The organism is Streptomyces sp. NPDC003042 (assembly GCF_053591315.1).
The window spans coordinates 70,855-88,387 of record NZ_JBSFTP010000011.1; the positions used below are offsets into that span (position 1 = coordinate 70,855).

Genomic DNA, 17,533 nt, shown 5'->3' on the forward strand with positions numbered 1-17,533 from the left:
GGGGGCCCGGTCGACGAGGAAGTGCACGATAATGGTGAGGTGGCGTACGTAGCGGTGACCGCCCTGAGCCACGCCGGGCTGGTGCGCGAGCACAACGAAGACAGCCTGGTCGTCGGGCCGTGGACGCTGTGCGGGACCGTGACCGAGAACCCGCAGACCCTCGTGTTCCCCCTCGGCACACCGCTCGTCGTCGCGGTCGCCGATGGGCTCGGCGGCCAGCCCGCCGGCGAGGTGGCCAGTGCGCTGGTCGTCCGCCGGCTCGCCGGGCTCGGACCTACCTTGGACGCACCGGAACCTGTCGGTAACGCGCTGGAGACGTGCAATCGCGCCGTGTACGCCGCCGCGGAGGGTCATCCGGAGCTGACGACCATGGGATCCACGGTCGCCGGCGTCGTCGTCATGGCGGACTCGCTGCTGGCCTTCAATGTCGGTGACAGCAAGGTTTTCGACGCGGCCGAGGACGGTCTGCGCCAGGTCAGTGTCGACGACAGCCCGCCACCCGCGCCGGGTCGGCGCACCACGTCGGCCGTCACGCAGACGCTCGGCGGCAGCCTTGCCTACCGCGCCGTCACACCCCATGTGGCGGCCTTCGCGCTGTCCGTGGGCACGCGCTACCTGGTCTGCAGCGACGGTCTGACCGACCCCGTCACCGATGAGGAGATCGCCGGCCTGCTGCGCGTCCACGACGACGGCAGAGCCGCCTTCGAGTTGTGGAAGGCCGCCATCGACGCGGGCGGCCCGGACAACATCACCCTCGCGCTGGTGCGCATCGGCGCCTGAGCCACGGGCCGTACCCTCGGGCCCGCGCGGGCTGCCATACTCCTCGCGCTGGTACGCGACGGCGCTGCCGACCATTGTCCGCAGCTGCTGGAGCAGGCCACCAGCGCCGGTGAGCCGCAGGCTGACGGAGGCCGGCGTCAGCCGCGCGTCCGGGGCGGTGTCGTCACCGGTCCCAGCGCTCCTGACGGGCTCGTCCTGGGCCACGCCGTCGATGTGGAAGCCGAGTGCGTCACCGTCGGGGTCGCCGGCGCCGGAGAGCGTGACGAGCCTCAGTTGACCCCCCGTCGGTCGAAGCCGCGGAGGGGACGCCGGCAGCCAGGGCCCACGCGCGTGCGGCGCTCAACGCCATCGCGACACGGCCTCGTCCATCGGTGGCGGTCGCCCGGAACAAGGCCGGCATGAAGCAGAATGCTTGACTCCAGTAACAGTGGGATAATCCTGTTTGAGAGACAGGTGTGACGCACCCGGCGCGAGAAGCCCGGGCGCCTACAAGGAGAGCGTGGTGAGCACTCCCGCCGCTCGCATCGCTGACCTGCTGGAGGACGTACCGACGGCCTCCAACCCTCCCGCACAGCCTCTCGCTCCGCCCCCGGACGAACCACCGCGCACCGATGGTCCGAGCCTCGACATCACCGTCGTGTGGGGCGATCTCGCGGAGGTCGCCGCCGATCTGCACATCACGGGGCACTACCAGTCCGTAGAGCCCGCCGCCGCGGAACTGGCACTCGACCGCGCCATATCCGCAGGCCCTCGCCCCCTCATCACGGAGCACACCAGGCTGGGCTGGATCAACGCCCAGTTGGGGCAGGTCACGTACTTCCCCTCCCCAGCGGGCCCGGTGCGGTCCGCCGCCGTCGTCGGCATGGGGCCGATGGGGACCCTGACGGAACGCCGCGCCATCCAGATGTACGCCTCGCTCCTGGGCGAAGCGGTCGCGCTCGGCCATGTCGGGACCATGGCGACCGTGCTCATCGGCTCGGGCACGGGCAATCTGGCCGTGAAGCAGGCGGCCCGCGCCCTCGTCAGGGGATTCGCCGGCGTCCTGGCGTCGCTGGGCCCGCCGGCGCCGCCGCCCCGGCTCACCGAGGTATTCGTCGTGGAGGTGGACCGGCTGCGCGCGGAGCAGGTGCACCTCGCGCTGACCAAAGTCGCCGAGAAGGTGCCGCAGCTGCGGATCAGCCCCCAACTGCGCGAGGAGAAAGGTGGCCAGTTGTTCGCGTCCTCCGCGGCGGTGTACGCCCTCACGGCGCTGACCCGGCTCGCCGGGCAGGCGGGCGCGGCCGCCCGCGAAGGGGTGCCCGGCGGCCCGGACCCGCCGGCCGGGGAGGAAGCCCTACGCACCGTACTGGCCGGTTTCGACCCCGGCATCCGCGGGGAGATCCGCGAGCAGCTGGCCCACCTCGCCGAAGTGAAGCGCACCGACCTGTCCTTGACGGTAGGCGGATCCGTGGAGGGCCAGGACGACTCCGTGCCCGTCCGGATGTCCGTCCAGTCGGGTGTCGGCGGCCTGCGGTGGGCGGCGCTGACCGGGCGGGCCACCGTACCGGAGCGGCTCGTCCCCGTGGACACGGACCTGCTGCGGGAGCTCGTGGACCGGCTGACGGAACCGAGTGTCGAGGACGCGCGCGAACTGCCCGGCCTGCTGTCCCGGTTCGTGGTGCCTCCAGACTTCCAGCGGCTGCTCACCGACGACGCGACGGTGCTGCTGGAACTGGATCGCAACACGGCCTCCGTTCCCTGGGAGTTCCTGGCCGAGATCCAGCAGCCCGGCGGTGAGAAACGCGATCCCCTGGCGATCCGGACCCAGCTGTCCCGGCAACTGCGCACAACGTACTCGCGCGTGGTGACCGAGGGACTGGCGGAGGAACCGCTGCGCGCCCTGGTGATCGGCGACCCGGGAGACCCGGAGAAGGGGTTCCAACTGCCGGGAGCCCGCAGCGAGGCCCTCGCGGTGGCCACCCAGCTCAAAAACCTGGGAGTCGAGGTCACCCTCTTCGTCGGCGCGGCGAACTCCACCCGGCATCCGGGCGTCGACCCCGCGAGGCGTCTGGACGTTCTGCGGGTCCTGCTGTGCGGGGGCAACCACGTTGTCCACTACTGCGGCCACAGCGACTTCGACGTCTCCGGCATGGGACGGCGTTCGGGCTGGGTCTTCGCGGACGGTCTGCTGACCGCCCAGGAACTGGCACTGCTCGAACGGCCGCCCCTGATCGTCGTGGCCAATGCCTGCTACACGTCCCGGCTCGGCGGTGCCACCGGTCCCGGCACTCAGGCCGCCCCGCCCGCAGCGGCGGACCAGAGCCCGTGGGGGAACCCGCAGGCCGCGCTGGTGCCGAGTCTCGCCGACGAATTCCTTCGCCTGGGTGTCGGGCACTACATCGGGGCAGCCTGGCGGATCCCCGACGACCAGGCGATCGCCTTCGCCGAACAGTTCTACACGCACCTGTTCGAGGCTGGGGCCGGCGAGGCCGCGCGGACGGTGGGCGGCGCCGTCCGCTCGGCGCGCAAGAGGCTCTACGAGCTGGGCGCCGCGGGTCAGCAGCCGGACACCGCGCCGAACCGGCAGCGGTCGAGTTCCTGGGCCGCCTACCAGCATTACGGGGACGCGGCCGAGCCGTTCGTCCGGTCCGGCGCGTTCGACCAGGGGGGCGGTGAGGAGGTGCGCTCATGGCCAGGATTCCGATAGCCGACGTCGTCGTACTGCTCCCCGGTATCACCGGGAGCGTACTGGCCAGGAACGGGAAGGACGTATGGGCGCCCTCGTCGACGGCGGTCCTGGGCGCCCTGGCGAGCCTGGGCGGTTCACTGCGGTCCCTCGAACTCGGGGAGGACGACTGGCGCGTGGACGATCTCGGCGACGGCGTGGTCGCCGATCGGCTGGTGCCCGATCTCCACACCCTGCCCGGCCTGTGGAAGATCGACGGCTACACGGCGATCGAGAAGTTCCTGCTGGCGCAGTTCGACCTGAAGGAAGGCCAGAACTACTTCCCGTTCCCGTACGACTGGCGGCGCGACAACCGGGCCGCCGCCCGCAGACTCGCCGAACAGAGCACCACCTGGCTGCGGAACTGGCGCGAGTCGAGCGGTAACACCTCCGCCCAACTCGTCCTGATCGGGCACTCGATGGGCGGGCTCGTCTCCCGGTACTACGTCGAGGTACTGGGCGGCTGGAAGGACACCCGGGCCATCGTGACCTTCGGCACCCCCTACTACGGCTCGCTCAACGCCGTCGATTTCCTGTGCAACGGCTTCCGCAAGCGGATCGGCCCCTTCGAACAGGACCTCACCCAACTCCTGCGCTCCCTCACTGCCCTGCACCAGCTCGTGCCCGTCTACAGGTGCGTGTACGGGGCGGACGGCCCGGCCGCCACTCCGGCCAAGGCCGGGCTGCCCGCCTGGCAGCCGCAGTGGAACAGCCATCTCACCGACTTCTTCGGCGAGATGGAGGACGCTGCCACCGCCAACCGGCAGGACCCCGCCTGGGAGGCCAACCAGGTGATCTACCACCCCATCGTCGGCATGGACCAGCCCACCCGGCAGTCGGCCCGGCTCGCCGACCACGGGGTCGAGCCCCTGATGACCCGCGAGGACCGCGACGAAGGAGGCGACGGAACCGTGCCGAAGCTTTCCGCGGCCCTCTCCGGCACCGAGGACGCCCGCACCTTCGTCCCGCAGAGGCACGCGAGCCTGCAGAACCAGGACGCGATGCTCGACCACCTGAAGGGCATCCTCCAGTCCCTGCACGACGTACGCATCGACGACCTGCGCGCCGCCGTGACCTCCTGGTTCAGCTACCTCGGTGACGACCTCTACCTCGCCGACGAACCGGTCGTCTGCGAGATCGGCGCCAACAGCGCCCTGAGCGAGAGCGAACTGCCGGAGGTCAGGGCCCGCCTCACGGTGACCGGCCGGTCCGCCGACCTCCCGGTGGTCGACCGCGCCATCACCGTCCCCCGGGAGCGGCAACTGTTCGAGATCGGCGTGCTGCCCCCCGGCGCGTACGACCTGCTGGTCAGCGCCAGCGCCGACACCGCGCCCCTGTCCGACGTCTTCCTCGTCGCCGGCCCTGACGGCACGGACGGCTGACAGCTCCCACAGCGGGTCGGGCACCAGTCGATCGACTTGGGTGGAGGTGAGCACCTGCGCCCTGTTGAGTGTTCGGGTGAAGCCGAACACTGGAGTCATGCGCAAAGGACTGCGGATACCTGTTCCTCAACTGTTGGCGACCCTGGTGCTGGCCGGGGTGACGATGGCGGTGTGGGCTGCCTGGCTGGGCTGGGACCAGCACCGCGACGTGCACCCCGACGGTTCGACGACCGGCCCCTACGAGGCGTGGCAGGTGATCGGACTCGGGGTGACTCTGCTGGCACTGGTGTACTGGGCGGCTTCCCGGGAGTGCGTCGTGGCCGCGGTGTTCGGTACCACCACCGGGCTGACCGTGGCCGCAGCCTACGACTGGTCGGACGACTCGAGCGGGCTCTTCGGGATCGGCGTGGGCATGGTCATGATCGGGAGCCTGGTCGTGACCGGCATCGTTTCGCTCTTGATCGCCTCCTTGAAACCGAAGGCCGGAGGTGGCCGTCCCGGGCACTGATCCCTCGCGGCCGACACTGCGGGGAGGGGACGGCGCAGGACCCTGCTCACCTGAGGGCCGGGAGTCCGAACACGGCGCCGACGCCGCTGAGGCCACCGGTGACGACGTGGCTGGCGTCGGGCCGGACCGTGGCCGGTTCCCCGGTATTGCGAGGCAGCGCCAGGGGGCTCCTCCCGCCACAGGGAGGCCGTGAAGGGATCGGGCTCCAGCGCCACGTCGTGGCGGAACATAGGTCTGACGCCGCCCATCGCGAAGGAGCCGCGAGGCCCTCGCACGCGCTTCGGGTGGTGGCCTCGTCCGGGGCGTTGCTTCTTGATCACTTGTTCGTTGGGCGGTACGCGCGGCAGCGGTCGCGTACAGGCCCAGCCCCCTGTGAGGGAGATCCCCATGCGCACTCGCGCCCTCGCTGCCGCCCTTGCCATGCCATGGACACCCCCGACGCGTCAACGCGAGCGGCCTCTGCCCATGGCGTCCTACGCCTACCCGCAAAGCCCTCCGGGGCAGCCGCGCCGGTTGACCCGCCGCATGGTCATCACCAGTGCGCTCGGATTCGGGGCAGCGGCGACGTGGCCGCAGGCGAAGGCCGCGCACGCGGCGGCCGTCCTGGGCCCGCCGATCTTCGGATGTGAGGCATGGGGCGCGAGGCCGCCGGCCGAGCCCGTCGCGATCCTCTCGACCCCTCCGCAGCGGATCATCGTGCACCATACGGCGACCGCGAACGCGGAGGACTACTCCCCACAACGGGCCTTCGCCCTCGCACGCGCGATCCAGAACTACCACATGGACACGCAGGGCTGGATCGACACCGGCCAGCACTTCACCATCAGTCGAGGCGCGTACGTCACCGAAGGACGCCATCACAGTCTCGCTGAACTGACCTCCGGGCTCCGGCAGGTCCGCTCCGCCCACTGCGTCGGCCAGAACGGCCTGGCCGTGGGCATTGAGAACGAAGGCACCTACACCAGCGCCGAGCCCCCCGCCCGGCAGTACGGGGCGCTGGTCGCACTGTGCGCGCACATCTGTCGCCAGTACGGCCTGCCGCCGTCCGAAATCCACGGACACCGCGACTACAACGCCACCCAATGTCCCGGCGACCGTCTCTACGCCCTCCTCCCACGACTCCGGCAGGACGTCGCCGCCCGCGTAGGCGAACCCCTGTGGCAGGGATTCGAGTACGGGGAACGGGACCACTGGGTCGGCCCCGCGGAGTACCTTCCGCCCGGCGCACTGGACCACGAGCTGCCGCCGGCCGTCGCTGACCGTCTCGCGGCGGCATCCGCGACCGGGGAGCGCTCCCTACGTTGAGGCATGGTGACCACTGCGCACGTCCGGCCGTGGCCGGCGCCTGCCAGCTGCGCCGGTCCGGGGATCGCACTCTTCCCCGGTGGAGCGCGCCGCCGAGCCCGTCGCACGTTCCGTCTTGCGGCGACGCCAACCGTGTTGGTGTCGTGCACGCGGGTGAATGTGGCTCCGGAGGGTGACTTGGCGGCGCACGGTGCGTCCCCCGGCCGCTCTGCCGCGAAAGGATGTGAGGACAGGCGCGCGGGGCCGCGCTGCCGCGGACCAGAAGGAAGCATCCATGGACATCGATTCCCTGTCGCGGTTCCTCAAAGCCCTCGCCCCGGCCAGACGAGAAGCGGTGGAACAGCTGCCCCGGGAACAGCAGGAGGCCATGGCTGCCGAATGGGAGCAGCGTCTCAGCGACGACGTGTCCCTCCTCACCCTGAGCGAACTCGACCCGCACGCGGCGGAGAGCCGGGTGGCAGAGGACGTCACCAAGGAAAACCTCTGACTCCGACCCTCGCACCCACGCCCGTCGAAGGCGGTGGCCCCGCTGGTCCCGCCGGGATGGGTACCGGTACCCCTCAGGGGTATGCGTTACACTGTGTGGTGTGGGTCACGGGCCACACTGGACGGGAATGGGGATGACGGCCATGGACCGCAGCGCACACCACACCAGCACCGCTCACGACCACACCGCACACCAGGCGGCCGGCGGCCACGATGCGCACATGCACGGTGGCGCTTCCTGGGGGACGGCGGCGAAGGCGACACTGCACTGCCTGACCGGATGCGCCATCGGCGAGATCCTCGGCATGGTCATCGGCACCGCCCTGCTGTGGGGCAACGTGCCCACCATGGTCCTGGCGATCGCGCTGGCGTTCGTCTTCGGCTACTCCTTCACCCTGTTCGCGGTCCTCCGGGCCGGTCTGGACTTCAAGTCCGCCGTCAAGGTGGCGCTGGCAGCGGACACCGTCTCGATCGCGGTGATGGAGTTCGTCGACAACGGCATCATCGCCCTGACGCCCGGGGCCATGGACGCTCACCTGTCGGACGCGCTGTTCTGGACCGCGCTGCTGGGCGGTTTCGTCGTCGCCTTCTTCATCACGACCCCGGTCAACAAGTGGATGATCGGCCGCGGCAAGGGCCACGCCGTCGTCCACGCCTACCACTGACGCTGCGGCCGGGCGCGTTCGCCCTGAGGGGCGTTAGCTGGAGGTGTACCGGGGGCTTCCAGGCGGCCGCCCCGGCCTGCCGGCCCGCGGACAGGGAGGTACCTCATGTCCAGCACCGTCAAGGACATGCTCGCCACCTACCCGGCCGACCTCGGCGACATCGACCAGGCCAAGCTCACCCGCTGCATCGAGGAGTGCATCGCCTGCGCGCAGGCGTGTACGGCGTGCGCGGACGCCTGCCTGTCCGAGGGCATGGTGGGAGATCTGGCCAAGTGCATCCGTACCGACATGGACTGCGCCGACATCTGCACCGCCACCGCAGCGGTCCTCTCGCGGCACACCGGCTACGACGCCCACATCACCCGCGCGATCCTGACCGCCTGCGCCACCGTGTGCAAGGCCTGCGGCGACGAATGCGCCGTTCATGCCGACACGCACGAACACTGCCGTATCTGCGCCGAAGCCTGCCGGAGCTGCGAGCAGGCGTGCAACGACCTCATCACCTCACTCGGCTGACGCCCGCCCCACAGGAGGTCCACGGTCGGCGTGGCGCTATGCTCCCCGGCATGGTTGTGCCCCGGACGACCCGTAGCGCGCCGCGGTCCCGCTCTCGTGCGGCGGGCCCGTGGCGTACGTGGGTGTTCGCCGCGCTTCTCCTCACGCTGATGTACACGCACGGTGTCAGCGCGGAGAGCGCCGCAGGCCACGCCCACCTGGGGGCGCCGACCAACGCGGTAGCCCTGAACGTTCCGGACCCGGGTTCCGCCGAGCACAGCCACGGGGCGCCCGACCCGCACTCCGGCCAGTGGCACACCGACCACCAGGATGCTCCCGAGCCCGATCACGCGGCTCACCAGTGCGTGTCCGGCCAGCCCCAACAGGGCGCTGCGCTGCCCGTCCCGTGCGAGGCCCACAGCCTTCACCGGCCTCCGCACGCGCACGCATCCGGCGCCACTCGAACCGTCACGGCCCTCTTGGCGTCTGCCCCCGTGCCGGACTCAGCGGTCCTACGGATCTAAGCCTTCACGCCGCCCAACCGGTCGACGACCTGTTGGGCACACCCGTGAGTCGAGCCATCTCCGCCCGTGCACCAGCGGCGGCTCGGCCATGCCTTTTGCGATGCGCCTCCGCCGTGCCATGGCATGGCCGACTCACGTCGCGCTGCGCCCAGCTGGTCCGATCCCCGGCACCGTCCTGCCCGCCTGTCTCGTTCAGAGCCCCGGGCCCCACTGAACTTCCGTTGAAGGAATCCGCTTTGTCCTCCTCGCCCAGTCTCGCCGCGACGACCCCGACCCCGCCCCCGATCCCGTCGCAGCCGACCCGCAGCCAACGCCGCTCCAACAGCAGACGGGAAGGCGCCTCCATGCCGTGGCGCTACCTCGGCTATGTCGGCTACTACGTAGGTGCAGGCCTCATCAGTGGCGCAGTCGTCCACCACCCCATGGACCCGACCCGCTACTCGGTGATCGCCGGGTCCGGCGTGCTGGTCTTCCTCCTGGCAACCGTTCTCAACGACATCGTCCTCGCGTCCGAGAGGCAGCCCCTCTCACGCATGCTGCGCGTGCTCGGCACCTCGACGATGCTCTCCTTCGGCCTCGGCATGCTCAGCGGCGGCATGCAGCACTTCGCGGACCTCCCGGACCGTTGCGCCGTGCTGATACCGCTCGGCATCGTCCTGTCCTTCGTCGCCTTCTTCCTGAAGGAAGACCGCAGGCCGTGGCGGCGCATCTTCGGCCTCATGGGCTTGGCCGTGCTGGTCGTCGCGGCCCTCACCTTCCTGGGCCTGCGCCACATCGCTCCCACCATGGCCGAGGGGTCCGGAGGTGGACACAGCCACAGTGATGTCGTGCCCGAGAAGGGAAGCGACGAAGGCCAAGACGCCGGCCATGGCAGCGACACCACCAATCCGACCCCTCAGCCCACCGCCTCTCCGAAAGACACTCACGCCAGCAAGGAGCCCGGGCACGACGGCGGCCACCAGCATTGATCCGTCTACGTCGAAGCCGGCCGCTCCTGCGAGCGGGCGCGCAACGAAGTGTTCGGCGCCCTCGGCTGACCGAAGGCGCCGAAAGCGGCTCAGCGTGAACGATTCATCGCGGCTGTGGGCTCTGCTCGCGCTGGCGGCGGCGCCCGTAGCGGGTCACCCCGCGCGGCTTGAACACCGACAGGGCGGCCGCCGTGAGCAGCACCAGCAGGGCGGCAGCCGCGTCCGCGATCAGCTGGATGCGCATGCCCTCCAGCTCGCCGTCCGCCGGCGCGGCCCGGGCGGCCGCGTCGGCGAGGTGGCCGACCGGCTGCATGTGGACCAGCAGGAGAAGGGTCGCGACCACGGTGATCAGCAGTTTCGCGATGACCCAGTAGTGCCGCAGCAGCCCCCATACCGTTCCGAGGGACTGCGCTATTCCGGTCAGCAGGGAGGCGACGCTGAACGGGACGATCACGTACCAGCCCACCACGTCCATGGCCACGTAGGCGCCCCGCACCGTCTGGGGTGAGGTGCTGGTCAGGCCGGCAACGGCCAGGGCCAGGAAGGCCCCGACCGCACCCAGCCAGCCGACGGAGGAGGTGACGTGGAGGGTGAGCGTCAGCTTGCGCAGCCGCGGCGGGAACAGGGTCACGGCGTATGCCCCGTCATGCCGCCGCCCGCCAGGTGCACGATCACGAACACCGCGACCAGCACGACGGCGATCACCGCGGAAACCTTCACCCAGCGCGGCGCCCCCATATCTTCGTCGTCGTGACGATTCGGTGAGCCTGCCATGACGCCCTCCACCGCTTTTTCGAGACAGAGTGTCTCTGCCTGAAACCGAGTGTATCTCCCGTGGACGCCCGTATCCTGGGTGGGTGCCGAAGCTGTGGAACGAGACGATCGACGCGCACCGCGCCGCCGTGCGCGAGGCCATCCTGGACACCACCACGAAACTGGTGACTGCGGGCGGCCTGCGGTCGGTGACCATGTCCCAGATCGCCGAACAGACCGGCATCGGCCGCGCCACGCTCTACAAGTACTTCTCCGACGTCGAAGCCGTGCTGCTGGCCTGGCACGAGCGCCAGGTCGCCGCCCACCTCCACCAGCTCGCCGGCATCCGCGACCAGAACGGTACGGCCGTGGAGCGCCTGACCGCAGTGCTGGAGGCGTACGCGGGCATCGCCCGGCAGCGGCACGGCGGCGAACTCGCCGCCCTCCTGCACCAGGGGGAGCACGTCACCCACGCCGAGCGGCACCTGCACGGCATGCTCCAGCACCTTGTGGCCGAGGCAGCCGAGGCCGGTGACCTGCGCGGCGACGTCCCGCCCGGCGAGCTCGCCCAGTACTGCCTGCACGCCCTGACCGCCGCGGCCGCCTTCACCTCACAGGCCGCGGTCGGGCGCCTGGTCGCCGTCACCCTCGACGGCCTGCGCCCGGTTCCCTGAACCCGTCGAGATCGCCGACCCGACCCGCCCCGACCCGCCCCCGGGCCAGGAGGAGCTGGCCGAGAAGGCGAAGCCCCCGCTGGTCCGTCGGCGGATGACGCGGGCTGCGGCTCAGCGACGGTGGATCCGCTCGACGCCGTACCACTTCGACGCGCAGGCGGCGACCCAGTCCCGCTCGTAGTTCCCCGTGAAGAAGGGCTCGGCGAGACTGCCGATGTACAGGGGCCGGTAGCCCACGTCCGTGGCGCCCCGCGCGGCCTCGCTCCTGATGCGGGAGTCCTGGGCGTCCCAGGCCTCGGAACGGGCGACCGTGGTGGTCGTGAGCTGCCGGACGTTCGGGACGAGCGCGGCCATCGAGGCCAGCGCCAGGCAGCCCGCCGCCACGGCGCAGGTCACGAGGACCGCGTCGGTGGTGCGGCGGCCCGAGAGCCACCGACCGCCCCGCGCTCCCAGCAGTGCGCCGTAGCCGCAGAGCGCCAATTCCATCGGTACGAGATAGCTCGTCCAGGTACGGGCGTACGTCCACCCGCTCGGGCCGTAGCCGCTGCGCAGGCCCACCACCACCGCCAACGACCCCAGCAGCACCACGGGCACCGGGAGCAGAAGCGCGGCGATCAGCACCTTGCGCGGGACGGTCCGCCGCGGCTCCCGCTTCCCGGGCGCGGGACCGCGGAGCACGCACGCCAGGCCCAGGAGGACGCCGACGGCGGCGGCTCCGAGGTAGGCCCACTGCCCGCTGACGGAGTCCCACATGTGCAGCCAGTCCCTGACGGTGCCCTTGAGTTCGCGCGCGGAGAGCAGGGAATCCTTGGCCGGTTGCTGGGCCCGGCGCCACTGGGCGCCCGGGGAGGTGTAGAGGACGGCCAGACCACAGACGAGTCCGGAGCACCAGAGCAGGCACCAGGTGAAGGGACGCCAGTCCCGCGCCAGGCCGAGCCGGGGCAGGCAGAGCAGCCCGACGGCGCCGACGAGCAGTCCGCTGACGAGCGAGAACGGCTCGCTCAGGGTGCCGAGGGCGAAGGCGATGACGAATGCCGAGACCAAGCCGGCCGCACGGACGGCGGTACGGGGATGGCCGACGGTCCGGACGGCCAGCAGGAGCGCCCACAGGCCGATGACGCTCGGAATGGTGTGGGAGATCGTGGCAGGGGCCCACAGCAGTACCTGATAGTTGCGGGTGCCCGCGAAGTAGAGCAGCGCCTGGACGACCAGGGCGCAGGCGGTCAGCACCAGTATCGGGGGTCTGCCGCCGAGGAACCGGACGAAGTGGCGCCCCAGCAGGACCAGTCCGACGGTGAAGGAGACGGCGATGAGCGTCGGCAGGATCTTGGTCCCGGCCAGTCCGTCTCCGTAGACGAGACCGCTCAGGAGGGCGTTGGTGATCCTGCCGTTCTGCGTCATGTAGAAATCGGAGGCGATGCCGAGGACTCCCATGTCGCGGGATTTCCACGCGGCGCACCAGTCGTCGGACGTGGGCCGTACGTAGAGCCCGAGGAAACATCCGACGGCGACCAGTGCTCCGGCCGCCGCGACGAGCGTCGCCCCGGCCGCGGGCAGGAGTCGTAGGAGGGGGCGGCCGGTATCCCGGGCGATCTCGGAGGGAGGGGGCTGGACGTCCTCGTCCTCGGCCGCAGCAGTGCTCATCTACCAGTCCTTCGCAGCGGGGCCGGGCCGAAGAGGCGGCCGATGCGCCGGCCGGGTGCGCTGACCGCACGGCCCACCCATGATGTGCACGGCTCGCCGCCACCGGCATCCCGGGTGCGCCGGGACGGGTACGGAGCCGCGAGGCGCTTCGGGACTCCTCGTTCACCCGGATGGCGGTATTCCGTGGCAACTTTCGCATGGCTCTCCCAGGATGAGAAATCCGGGTCCACGCTTACGCGGGACCGGCGGAGGGAGTGGCGATGCCGCGGGTCCTTCTCAGCCGTTGGGCGGTCGTGACGGCGGCCTTGGCGAGCGTCGCCGTTCCCGTGTTCGCCGCGGGCCAACCGAGCCGCGGTCAGGCCGAGCGCCGTTACGTGCCTTTGACGATGCTCGTCGTCCCCACCGTCGGTCTCCTGTCCAACACGACCGCCGTGGAAGGCGTTCCGCGGTCCGTCGCCCGAGGCGCACGGTACGTCGAGGGGAGCAACGTCCTGCGGCTGGCGTCCGGCCGGTGGATGTACCTTCCCGCCGCCGGGACGGCGTCGGCAGTGGTCGCCCCCGACCATCCGGCGGCACGGCAGCAGATCGCGCAGAGCCGCGCCTGGCTGGCGTCCGGCCGGGTCCCGGGCAGGTCGGCGGCGCACCGCACGGCGGCCGAGCGGGCTCTTTTGTCCATGCGCGCCCTGCTCCAGCCGAACGGCGCCATGGCCGCGGGGTGGAGTCCCGGCTGGCAGTACTCCTGGCCGCGCGACTCCAGCTTCGCCTCCGCCGCGTTCGCACACACCGGCCATGACGCGGAGGCCTACCGGATCCTGCGCTACAGCGCCGCCACCCAGCGCAAGGACGGCACCTGGGAGGCGCGGACGAAGCTCGACGGATCCGGCCCGCCCGACCACAGGCGGTGGCAGCTCGACGCCAACGGCTGGGTCCCTTGGCCCACCTGGCAGTGGTACCGGACGGCCCCCCGGGCCACCCGTCAGGCCCGGCTGGTCACTCTCTACCCGGTGATCCGCAAGGCCGCCGACCACGCGGCCGGCTCCCTGCGGGCGGACGGGCTCCCCCCGGCGTCCCCCGACTACTGGGAGCTGATGACGGCCACCGCCAACATCGGTACGGCCGCGCCGCTGCTCGCCGGGCTCAACGCCGCCGCGGACCTCGCCCGGGAGGCGAACCGGCCGGACGACGCGGCACGCTGGGCCGGGGCCGCGCGGCGGCTCTCCTCCGGGATCTCCGCGCGGTTCGCTTCCCTGGGGTACCAGCGCACCCCTGACGGACGGCACGGGCACGACAGCGCGGTGGCGTTCATGGCGCCGCCCTTCAACGCGGCCCCGGTCGGCCTGCCGGGGGCGCTGGACGCCACGTACCGGGCGCTGCTCCTGCCCAACGGCGGGCTGACGCCCGGAAACGACCCCACGGCGCCCTGGGGCGCGAACGCCTGGACGCCGAGTACGGCGTTCTTCGCGCTCGCATGGGCCGCTACGGCGAGACCGGCGAAGGCCGAACAGGTCCTGGACTGGATCCTCTCCAAGAGGAACTCGCTCGGCGAGCTGCCGGAGAAGGTGGACAAGGAGGGCAGGCCCTCCTCGGTCGCTCCCCTCGCGTGGACGGGCTCGATCACCGTCCTGTCCCTCGTGGCGCTCGACGGCGCTTTGCTCCCCACCCCGCCCCTGCGGCCGTAGTGCTCACGCTGCGGTGGGGCGGGGAGCGGAGGGGAGGGCAGGGGTACGGGCACGGGCCGGGGCTCAGACGGGCTCCGTCCCGTCACCCGGCGGCGGTGCGGTGCGGATCCTCTCCAGCGCGGCCAGGAGGTTCCGATAGGCGAGTCTTTCGGCCGCCACCGCCCGTCCGAGGGGGAGGTAGTGCGGATCACCGTGTGACCGGGCGTGCGCCGCAGCGGCGAGGCGGAGCTCCCTCGCCCGGTCCACCTCGTTCCGGGCTTCGAGGTACGCGTCGTCGAGGAGCTGGTGGTCGAGGACCTCGGCGAAGGCGCGCTGCGCCAAGGCGTCGAGCCGGTCGAGGTCGTCGGCACAGCTCTCGGGGGCCGTCCCGTCACAGCCTTCTTCCAGGGCCCGGGACATCGATCCCAGGGTCGCCCCGAGCTCCGGGTACCCCCAGGCCGGCGTGGCGTCGTTCCTGCACCCGGTGGCGAGGGCCACCAGCACGGCGACGGAGGCCACGGCGCGGACCGTTCCCGTTCCCGCGCGCCCGCGTGCGGTGGAGCAAGGGGTCATGGGAGCCTCGATCGTCAGGTGGTCAGGTGGTCAGGTGGTCAGGTGGTCAGGAGGTGAGGAGTCGGCCTCGCCGGGCCCGGCGTGGCCCGCCGCCATCCTCGCCCGCACCGGTCAGCGCTGCGACACGGAGGCCGCGCGCCCGGTCTGCCCGACCGTCGAGGGCTGGACCGCCCGGTGCCACGGGGAGGAGGGCGGGCGGCTGCCGAGCGGTTCGGAACCGGCCGGAGGAGCCGTCGTGATGTGCAGACCGGCGTCCAGGCCGAGGGCTGCGGCGACGGCCGTGCCGTCCACCTCGGCCACGGCCGCCGGTGCGCCGGTGAAGAGCATCTGGGACTCGTACCAGGACGGCGCGCCGTCCGGCCCCGACACGCCGAGCGTGCCCGCGCCCGCGCGGCCCGCGAGCAGGTGGCCCGCGACGCCGACGGCGCCGTAGCCGCCCTCGCCGCCCGCCTCGGTGACCTGGGAGAACGTCGGCGCGGGCCCGCCCGCGGTGGCCAGGGTCGTACCGACGGTGCCCGTGCCGGGGCGGCGGAAGTACAGCCGGACGCCGTCGCCCTGCGGGCTCGCCGAGAGCGGACCGGTGGTCGCCGGCAGGCCGGTCGGGAAGGGGCCGGCGAACGGGGTGTCCGCGGTCGGCTGCACCCAGGCCAGCACGGTCTGGGCCGTGGCCGCGTACACGTGGCGCCGCCCCGCCCCGTCGGTCGCGGTGACCGGGTCGCCCTGCAGACCGGTCCCGCCCAGGGCCTGCCACGCGCCGAAGACGCCGTCCGGGGTCGCCTGTGCGCGGGCGCGCAGGGTGCGCCGGGAATCGCGTACGTACACGGTCATCCGGCCCGTGGGGTCCACGCCGACGGCCGGTGCGCTGATCGCCGAGGTGCCCGATATGTCGTCTGTGTCCGGGGTGCCCAGCGACTGCCACGGGCCGAAGCCACCGTCGGGCGCGGCCTGGACGGCGTATACGAGGTCGCGCCCGTACTCCTGGGGTGTGGCGCCCAGGGTGGTGCGGGTGCCGAAGACCGCGATCCTGCCGTCGGGGAGCCGGGCCGCTGTCATGCCCGCGTCGATGCCGGCGCCGGGGAGGAACCGGGGCCCCTGCCAGAGGGCCTTGGGGCCGCTGCGCGACCAGTACGCCATCCGGCCGTCCAGGACGGCGAAGGCCCACAGCCGGCCGGGGACGCCCTCGGTCATCCAGGAGGTGCCGTCGCCCCGGCTGTAGCGGATGGTCTGGCTCCATCCGGCGCCGGCGGGCCGGGTCGCGGTCTTGCGGTCGCCGCAGCCGGCCGGGCTGCCGCACCAGTCCTGGTGGTCCGTCCAGGCGTAGGTCTTGAGGTAGGCGAGCTTCTCTTCGGCCGCCTGCGGGTCGAGTGTCGGAGGCAGGGAGCTGTTGGGGTAGCTCACATAGTTCTGGACCGAAAAGTGCGGCCGGCCCGCGGACTTCGCGTAGCGTTCGGCCGCGGCCTGGGCGAAGCGGGCGCCGTACATGTGGTCCTGGTGGTCGAGGAAGGCGCCGCCGCCGTGCGACCGGCCGGGCGTCGGGTCCTGAGTCCGTATCGTGGTCGGCCGGTACATCGCGAAGACGTCCGCGATGGCCTCCACGGCCTGCTCCTTGGTGTACGAGAACGAGGTCTTGACCGGCGTCCCGGAGGCCAGCTGGGCGCCCAGGGCGGGAACCTTGCCGTCCCACAGGCCGCGGAGGCTGTCCGGATTGTCGTCGGAGATGCTGCGGGCCTCACGCAGCTGCATCCATACCAGGTTGACCTCGGGCCTGGCGACGAGGACGTCCACCTCGGCGCTCCCCCCACCGACGGTGGGTACGGACTTGCGCTGCCAGGCGCTGGTGCGGTCACCGGTGGCCATCTGCGCGTAGGCGGCGCGTATGCCGTTCTGCCGGGCCTCCGCGTAGGCGGCGTGGTCGGCGGGGCGCGCGGGGTCCTCCAGGTGCGGGCCGTGGGCCTCGTTCCTGCCGTCGGACTCGCCGGCGGTCAGGTAGACGGTGGCGACCTTGACGCCCGTCGATATGGAGCGGCTCAGGTCGGGGTTCATGAAGAAGAGGTCGTCGTCGGGATGCGCGACGACCTGAAGCACTGTGCCCTCGGTCACACTTGGGCGGAAGGTCACCTCGGGGGCCGTCGGCTCCTGCGCGTTCCCGTATCCGTAGGCCCAGGTCGTCACCCCGGCGGCGCCGACGGTGAGCGCGGCGAGCAGGGCCGCGAGGCGGGTGCGGCTGACCAGGGACATCTACAACGCCTTGAGGATCGGTCCGGTGCGGAATTCCGCCGAGGGGGAGGGTCGGCGTTCCGATGGCTCCACCGCTTCCGGAGACGACCGGGCCCGATTATGCATCGGGCCCTTGCGACTGACGCACCGTCAAGGGGTATATGTAGATAAACCGAGTTGAATATGAAATATGGGTG

Annotated in this window: 16 protein-coding genes; 11 read left to right on the forward strand and 5 right to left on the reverse strand. The window is 71.6% G+C overall.

What is annotated here, in order from left to right:
• Positions 1-39: 39 nt before the first annotated feature.
• From ACWDYJ_RS09020 to ACWDYJ_RS09060, 9 genes are all read left to right on the forward strand, one after another.
• Positions 40-780, forward strand: coding sequence for a PP2C family protein-serine/threonine phosphatase (locus tag ACWDYJ_RS09020; RefSeq protein WP_451564826.1), 741 nt, complete (start codon positions 40-42; stop codon positions 778-780).
• Between the two features lie 502 nt (positions 781-1,282).
• On the forward strand, positions 1,283-3,466 hold the full coding sequence (locus tag ACWDYJ_RS09025) for a CHAT domain-containing protein (RefSeq protein WP_451564827.1): 2,184 nt from the start codon (positions 1,283-1,285) through the stop codon (positions 3,464-3,466).
• On the forward strand, positions 3,448-4,866 hold the full coding sequence (locus ACWDYJ_RS09030) for a lipase/acyltransferase domain-containing protein (RefSeq protein WP_451564828.1): 1,419 nt from the start codon (positions 3,448-3,450) through the stop codon (positions 4,864-4,866). Before ACWDYJ_RS09025 ends, ACWDYJ_RS09030 begins: the two co-directional genes overlap by 19 nt.
• A gap of 97 nt (positions 4,867-4,963) precedes the next feature.
• The gene (locus ACWDYJ_RS09035; protein ID WP_451564829.1) at positions 4,964-5,374 is read left to right on the forward strand and encodes a hypothetical protein; all 411 of its coding nucleotides are present in this window, start codon (positions 4,964-4,966) and stop codon (positions 5,372-5,374) included.
• A 465-nt stretch (positions 5,375-5,839) separates the two neighbouring features.
• Positions 5,840-6,679, forward strand: a complete 840-nt coding sequence (locus ACWDYJ_RS09040; protein WP_451564830.1) for a peptidoglycan recognition protein family protein — start codon at positions 5,840-5,842, stop codon at positions 6,677-6,679.
• Positions 6,680-6,953: 274 nt separating this feature from the next.
• Positions 6,954-7,166: a hypothetical protein gene (locus ACWDYJ_RS09045; RefSeq protein WP_451564831.1), complete on the forward strand. Its 213-nt coding sequence runs from the start codon at positions 6,954-6,956 to the stop codon at positions 7,164-7,166.
• Between the two features lie 142 nt (positions 7,167-7,308).
• Entirely contained in the window at positions 7,309-7,830 is a 522-nt protein-coding gene (locus ACWDYJ_RS09050) for a DUF4396 domain-containing protein (protein WP_451564832.1), read from the forward strand.
• A gap of 105 nt (positions 7,831-7,935) precedes the next feature.
• Positions 7,936-8,346, forward strand: coding sequence for a four-helix bundle copper-binding protein (locus tag ACWDYJ_RS09055; RefSeq protein WP_451564833.1), 411 nt, complete (start codon positions 7,936-7,938; stop codon positions 8,344-8,346).
• Positions 8,347-9,085: 739 nt separating this feature from the next.
• Positions 9,086-9,817, forward strand: coding sequence for a hypothetical protein (locus tag ACWDYJ_RS09060; protein WP_451564834.1), 732 nt, complete (start codon positions 9,086-9,088; stop codon positions 9,815-9,817).
• A gap of 103 nt (positions 9,818-9,920) precedes the next feature.
• Here ACWDYJ_RS09060 and ACWDYJ_RS09065 read toward each other — a convergent pair whose 3' ends face one another.
• On the reverse strand, positions 9,921-10,448 hold the full coding sequence (locus ACWDYJ_RS09065) for a hypothetical protein (protein ID WP_451564835.1): 528 nt from the start codon (positions 10,446-10,448) through the stop codon (positions 9,921-9,923).
• On the reverse strand, positions 10,445-10,591 hold the full coding sequence (locus ACWDYJ_RS09070; protein ID WP_451564836.1) for a hypothetical protein: 147 nt from the start codon (positions 10,589-10,591) through the stop codon (positions 10,445-10,447). The genes ACWDYJ_RS09065 and ACWDYJ_RS09070 overlap by 4 nt, the downstream gene beginning before the upstream one ends.
• 83 nt (positions 10,592-10,674) lie before the next feature.
• On the opposite strand from ACWDYJ_RS09070, the gene ACWDYJ_RS09075 reads away from it, so the two are divergent.
• Positions 10,675-11,244 (forward strand): TetR/AcrR family transcriptional regulator, encoded by a 570-nt coding sequence (locus tag ACWDYJ_RS09075; RefSeq protein ID WP_451564837.1) that lies wholly within the window; start codon positions 10,675-10,677, stop codon positions 11,242-11,244.
• Between the two features lie 111 nt (positions 11,245-11,355).
• On the opposite strand, the gene ACWDYJ_RS09080 is transcribed toward ACWDYJ_RS09075, so the two are convergent.
• Positions 11,356-12,888 (reverse strand): DUF6056 family protein, encoded by a 1,533-nt coding sequence (locus ACWDYJ_RS09080; RefSeq protein ID WP_451564838.1) that lies wholly within the window; start codon positions 12,886-12,888, stop codon positions 11,356-11,358.
• A gap of 260 nt (positions 12,889-13,148) precedes the next feature.
• Between ACWDYJ_RS09080 and ACWDYJ_RS09085 the strand changes: the two genes are divergently transcribed.
• Positions 13,149-14,567: a hypothetical protein gene (locus ACWDYJ_RS09085; protein ID WP_451564839.1), complete on the forward strand. Its 1,419-nt coding sequence runs from the start codon at positions 13,149-13,151 to the stop codon at positions 14,565-14,567.
• 63 nt (positions 14,568-14,630) lie between these two features.
• Here the strand turns inward: ACWDYJ_RS09085 and ACWDYJ_RS09090 are convergent, their stop codons facing one another.
• Both ACWDYJ_RS09090 and ACWDYJ_RS09095 read right to left on the reverse strand, forming a co-directional pair.
• Positions 14,631-15,065: a hypothetical protein gene (locus ACWDYJ_RS09090; protein WP_451564840.1), complete on the reverse strand. Its 435-nt coding sequence runs from the start codon at positions 15,063-15,065 to the stop codon at positions 14,631-14,633.
• A 165-nt stretch (positions 15,066-15,230) separates the two neighbouring features.
• On the reverse strand, positions 15,231-17,357 hold the full coding sequence (locus ACWDYJ_RS09095; protein WP_451564841.1) for a PIG-L family deacetylase: 2,127 nt from the start codon (positions 17,355-17,357) through the stop codon (positions 15,231-15,233).
• Positions 17,358-17,533 lie beyond the last annotated feature (176 nt).

Bases quoted from the DNA above. Each gene is read 5' to 3' on its own strand.
- ACWDYJ_RS09030 (WP_451564828.1), top strand. From the start codon at position 3,448: ATGGCCAGGATTCCGATAGCCGACGTCGTCGTACTGCTCCCCGGTATC.
- ACWDYJ_RS09035 (WP_451564829.1), top strand. From the start codon at position 4,964: ATGCGCAAAGGACTGCGGATACCTGTTCCTCAACTGTTGGCGACCCTG.
- ACWDYJ_RS09040 (WP_451564830.1), top strand. From the start codon at position 5,840: ATGGCGTCCTACGCCTACCCGCAAAGCCCTCCGGGGCAGCCGCGCCGG.
- ACWDYJ_RS09045 (WP_451564831.1), top strand. From the start codon at position 6,954: ATGGACATCGATTCCCTGTCGCGGTTCCTCAAAGCCCTCGCCCCGGCC.
- ACWDYJ_RS09050 (WP_451564832.1), top strand. From the start codon at position 7,309: ATGGACCGCAGCGCACACCACACCAGCACCGCTCACGACCACACCGCA.
- ACWDYJ_RS09055 (WP_451564833.1), top strand. From the start codon at position 7,936: ATGTCCAGCACCGTCAAGGACATGCTCGCCACCTACCCGGCCGACCTC.
- ACWDYJ_RS09070 (WP_451564836.1), bottom strand. From the start codon at position 10,591: ATGGCAGGCTCACCGAATCGTCACGACGACGAAGATATGGGGGCGCCG.
- ACWDYJ_RS09080 (WP_451564838.1), bottom strand. From the start codon at position 12,888: ATGAGCACTGCTGCGGCCGAGGACGAGGACGTCCAGCCCCCTCCCTCC.
- ACWDYJ_RS09085 (WP_451564839.1), top strand. From the start codon at position 13,149: ATGCCGCGGGTCCTTCTCAGCCGTTGGGCGGTCGTGACGGCGGCCTTG.
- ACWDYJ_RS09095 (WP_451564841.1), bottom strand. From the start codon at position 17,357: ATGTCCCTGGTCAGCCGCACCCGCCTCGCGGCCCTGCTCGCCGCGCTC.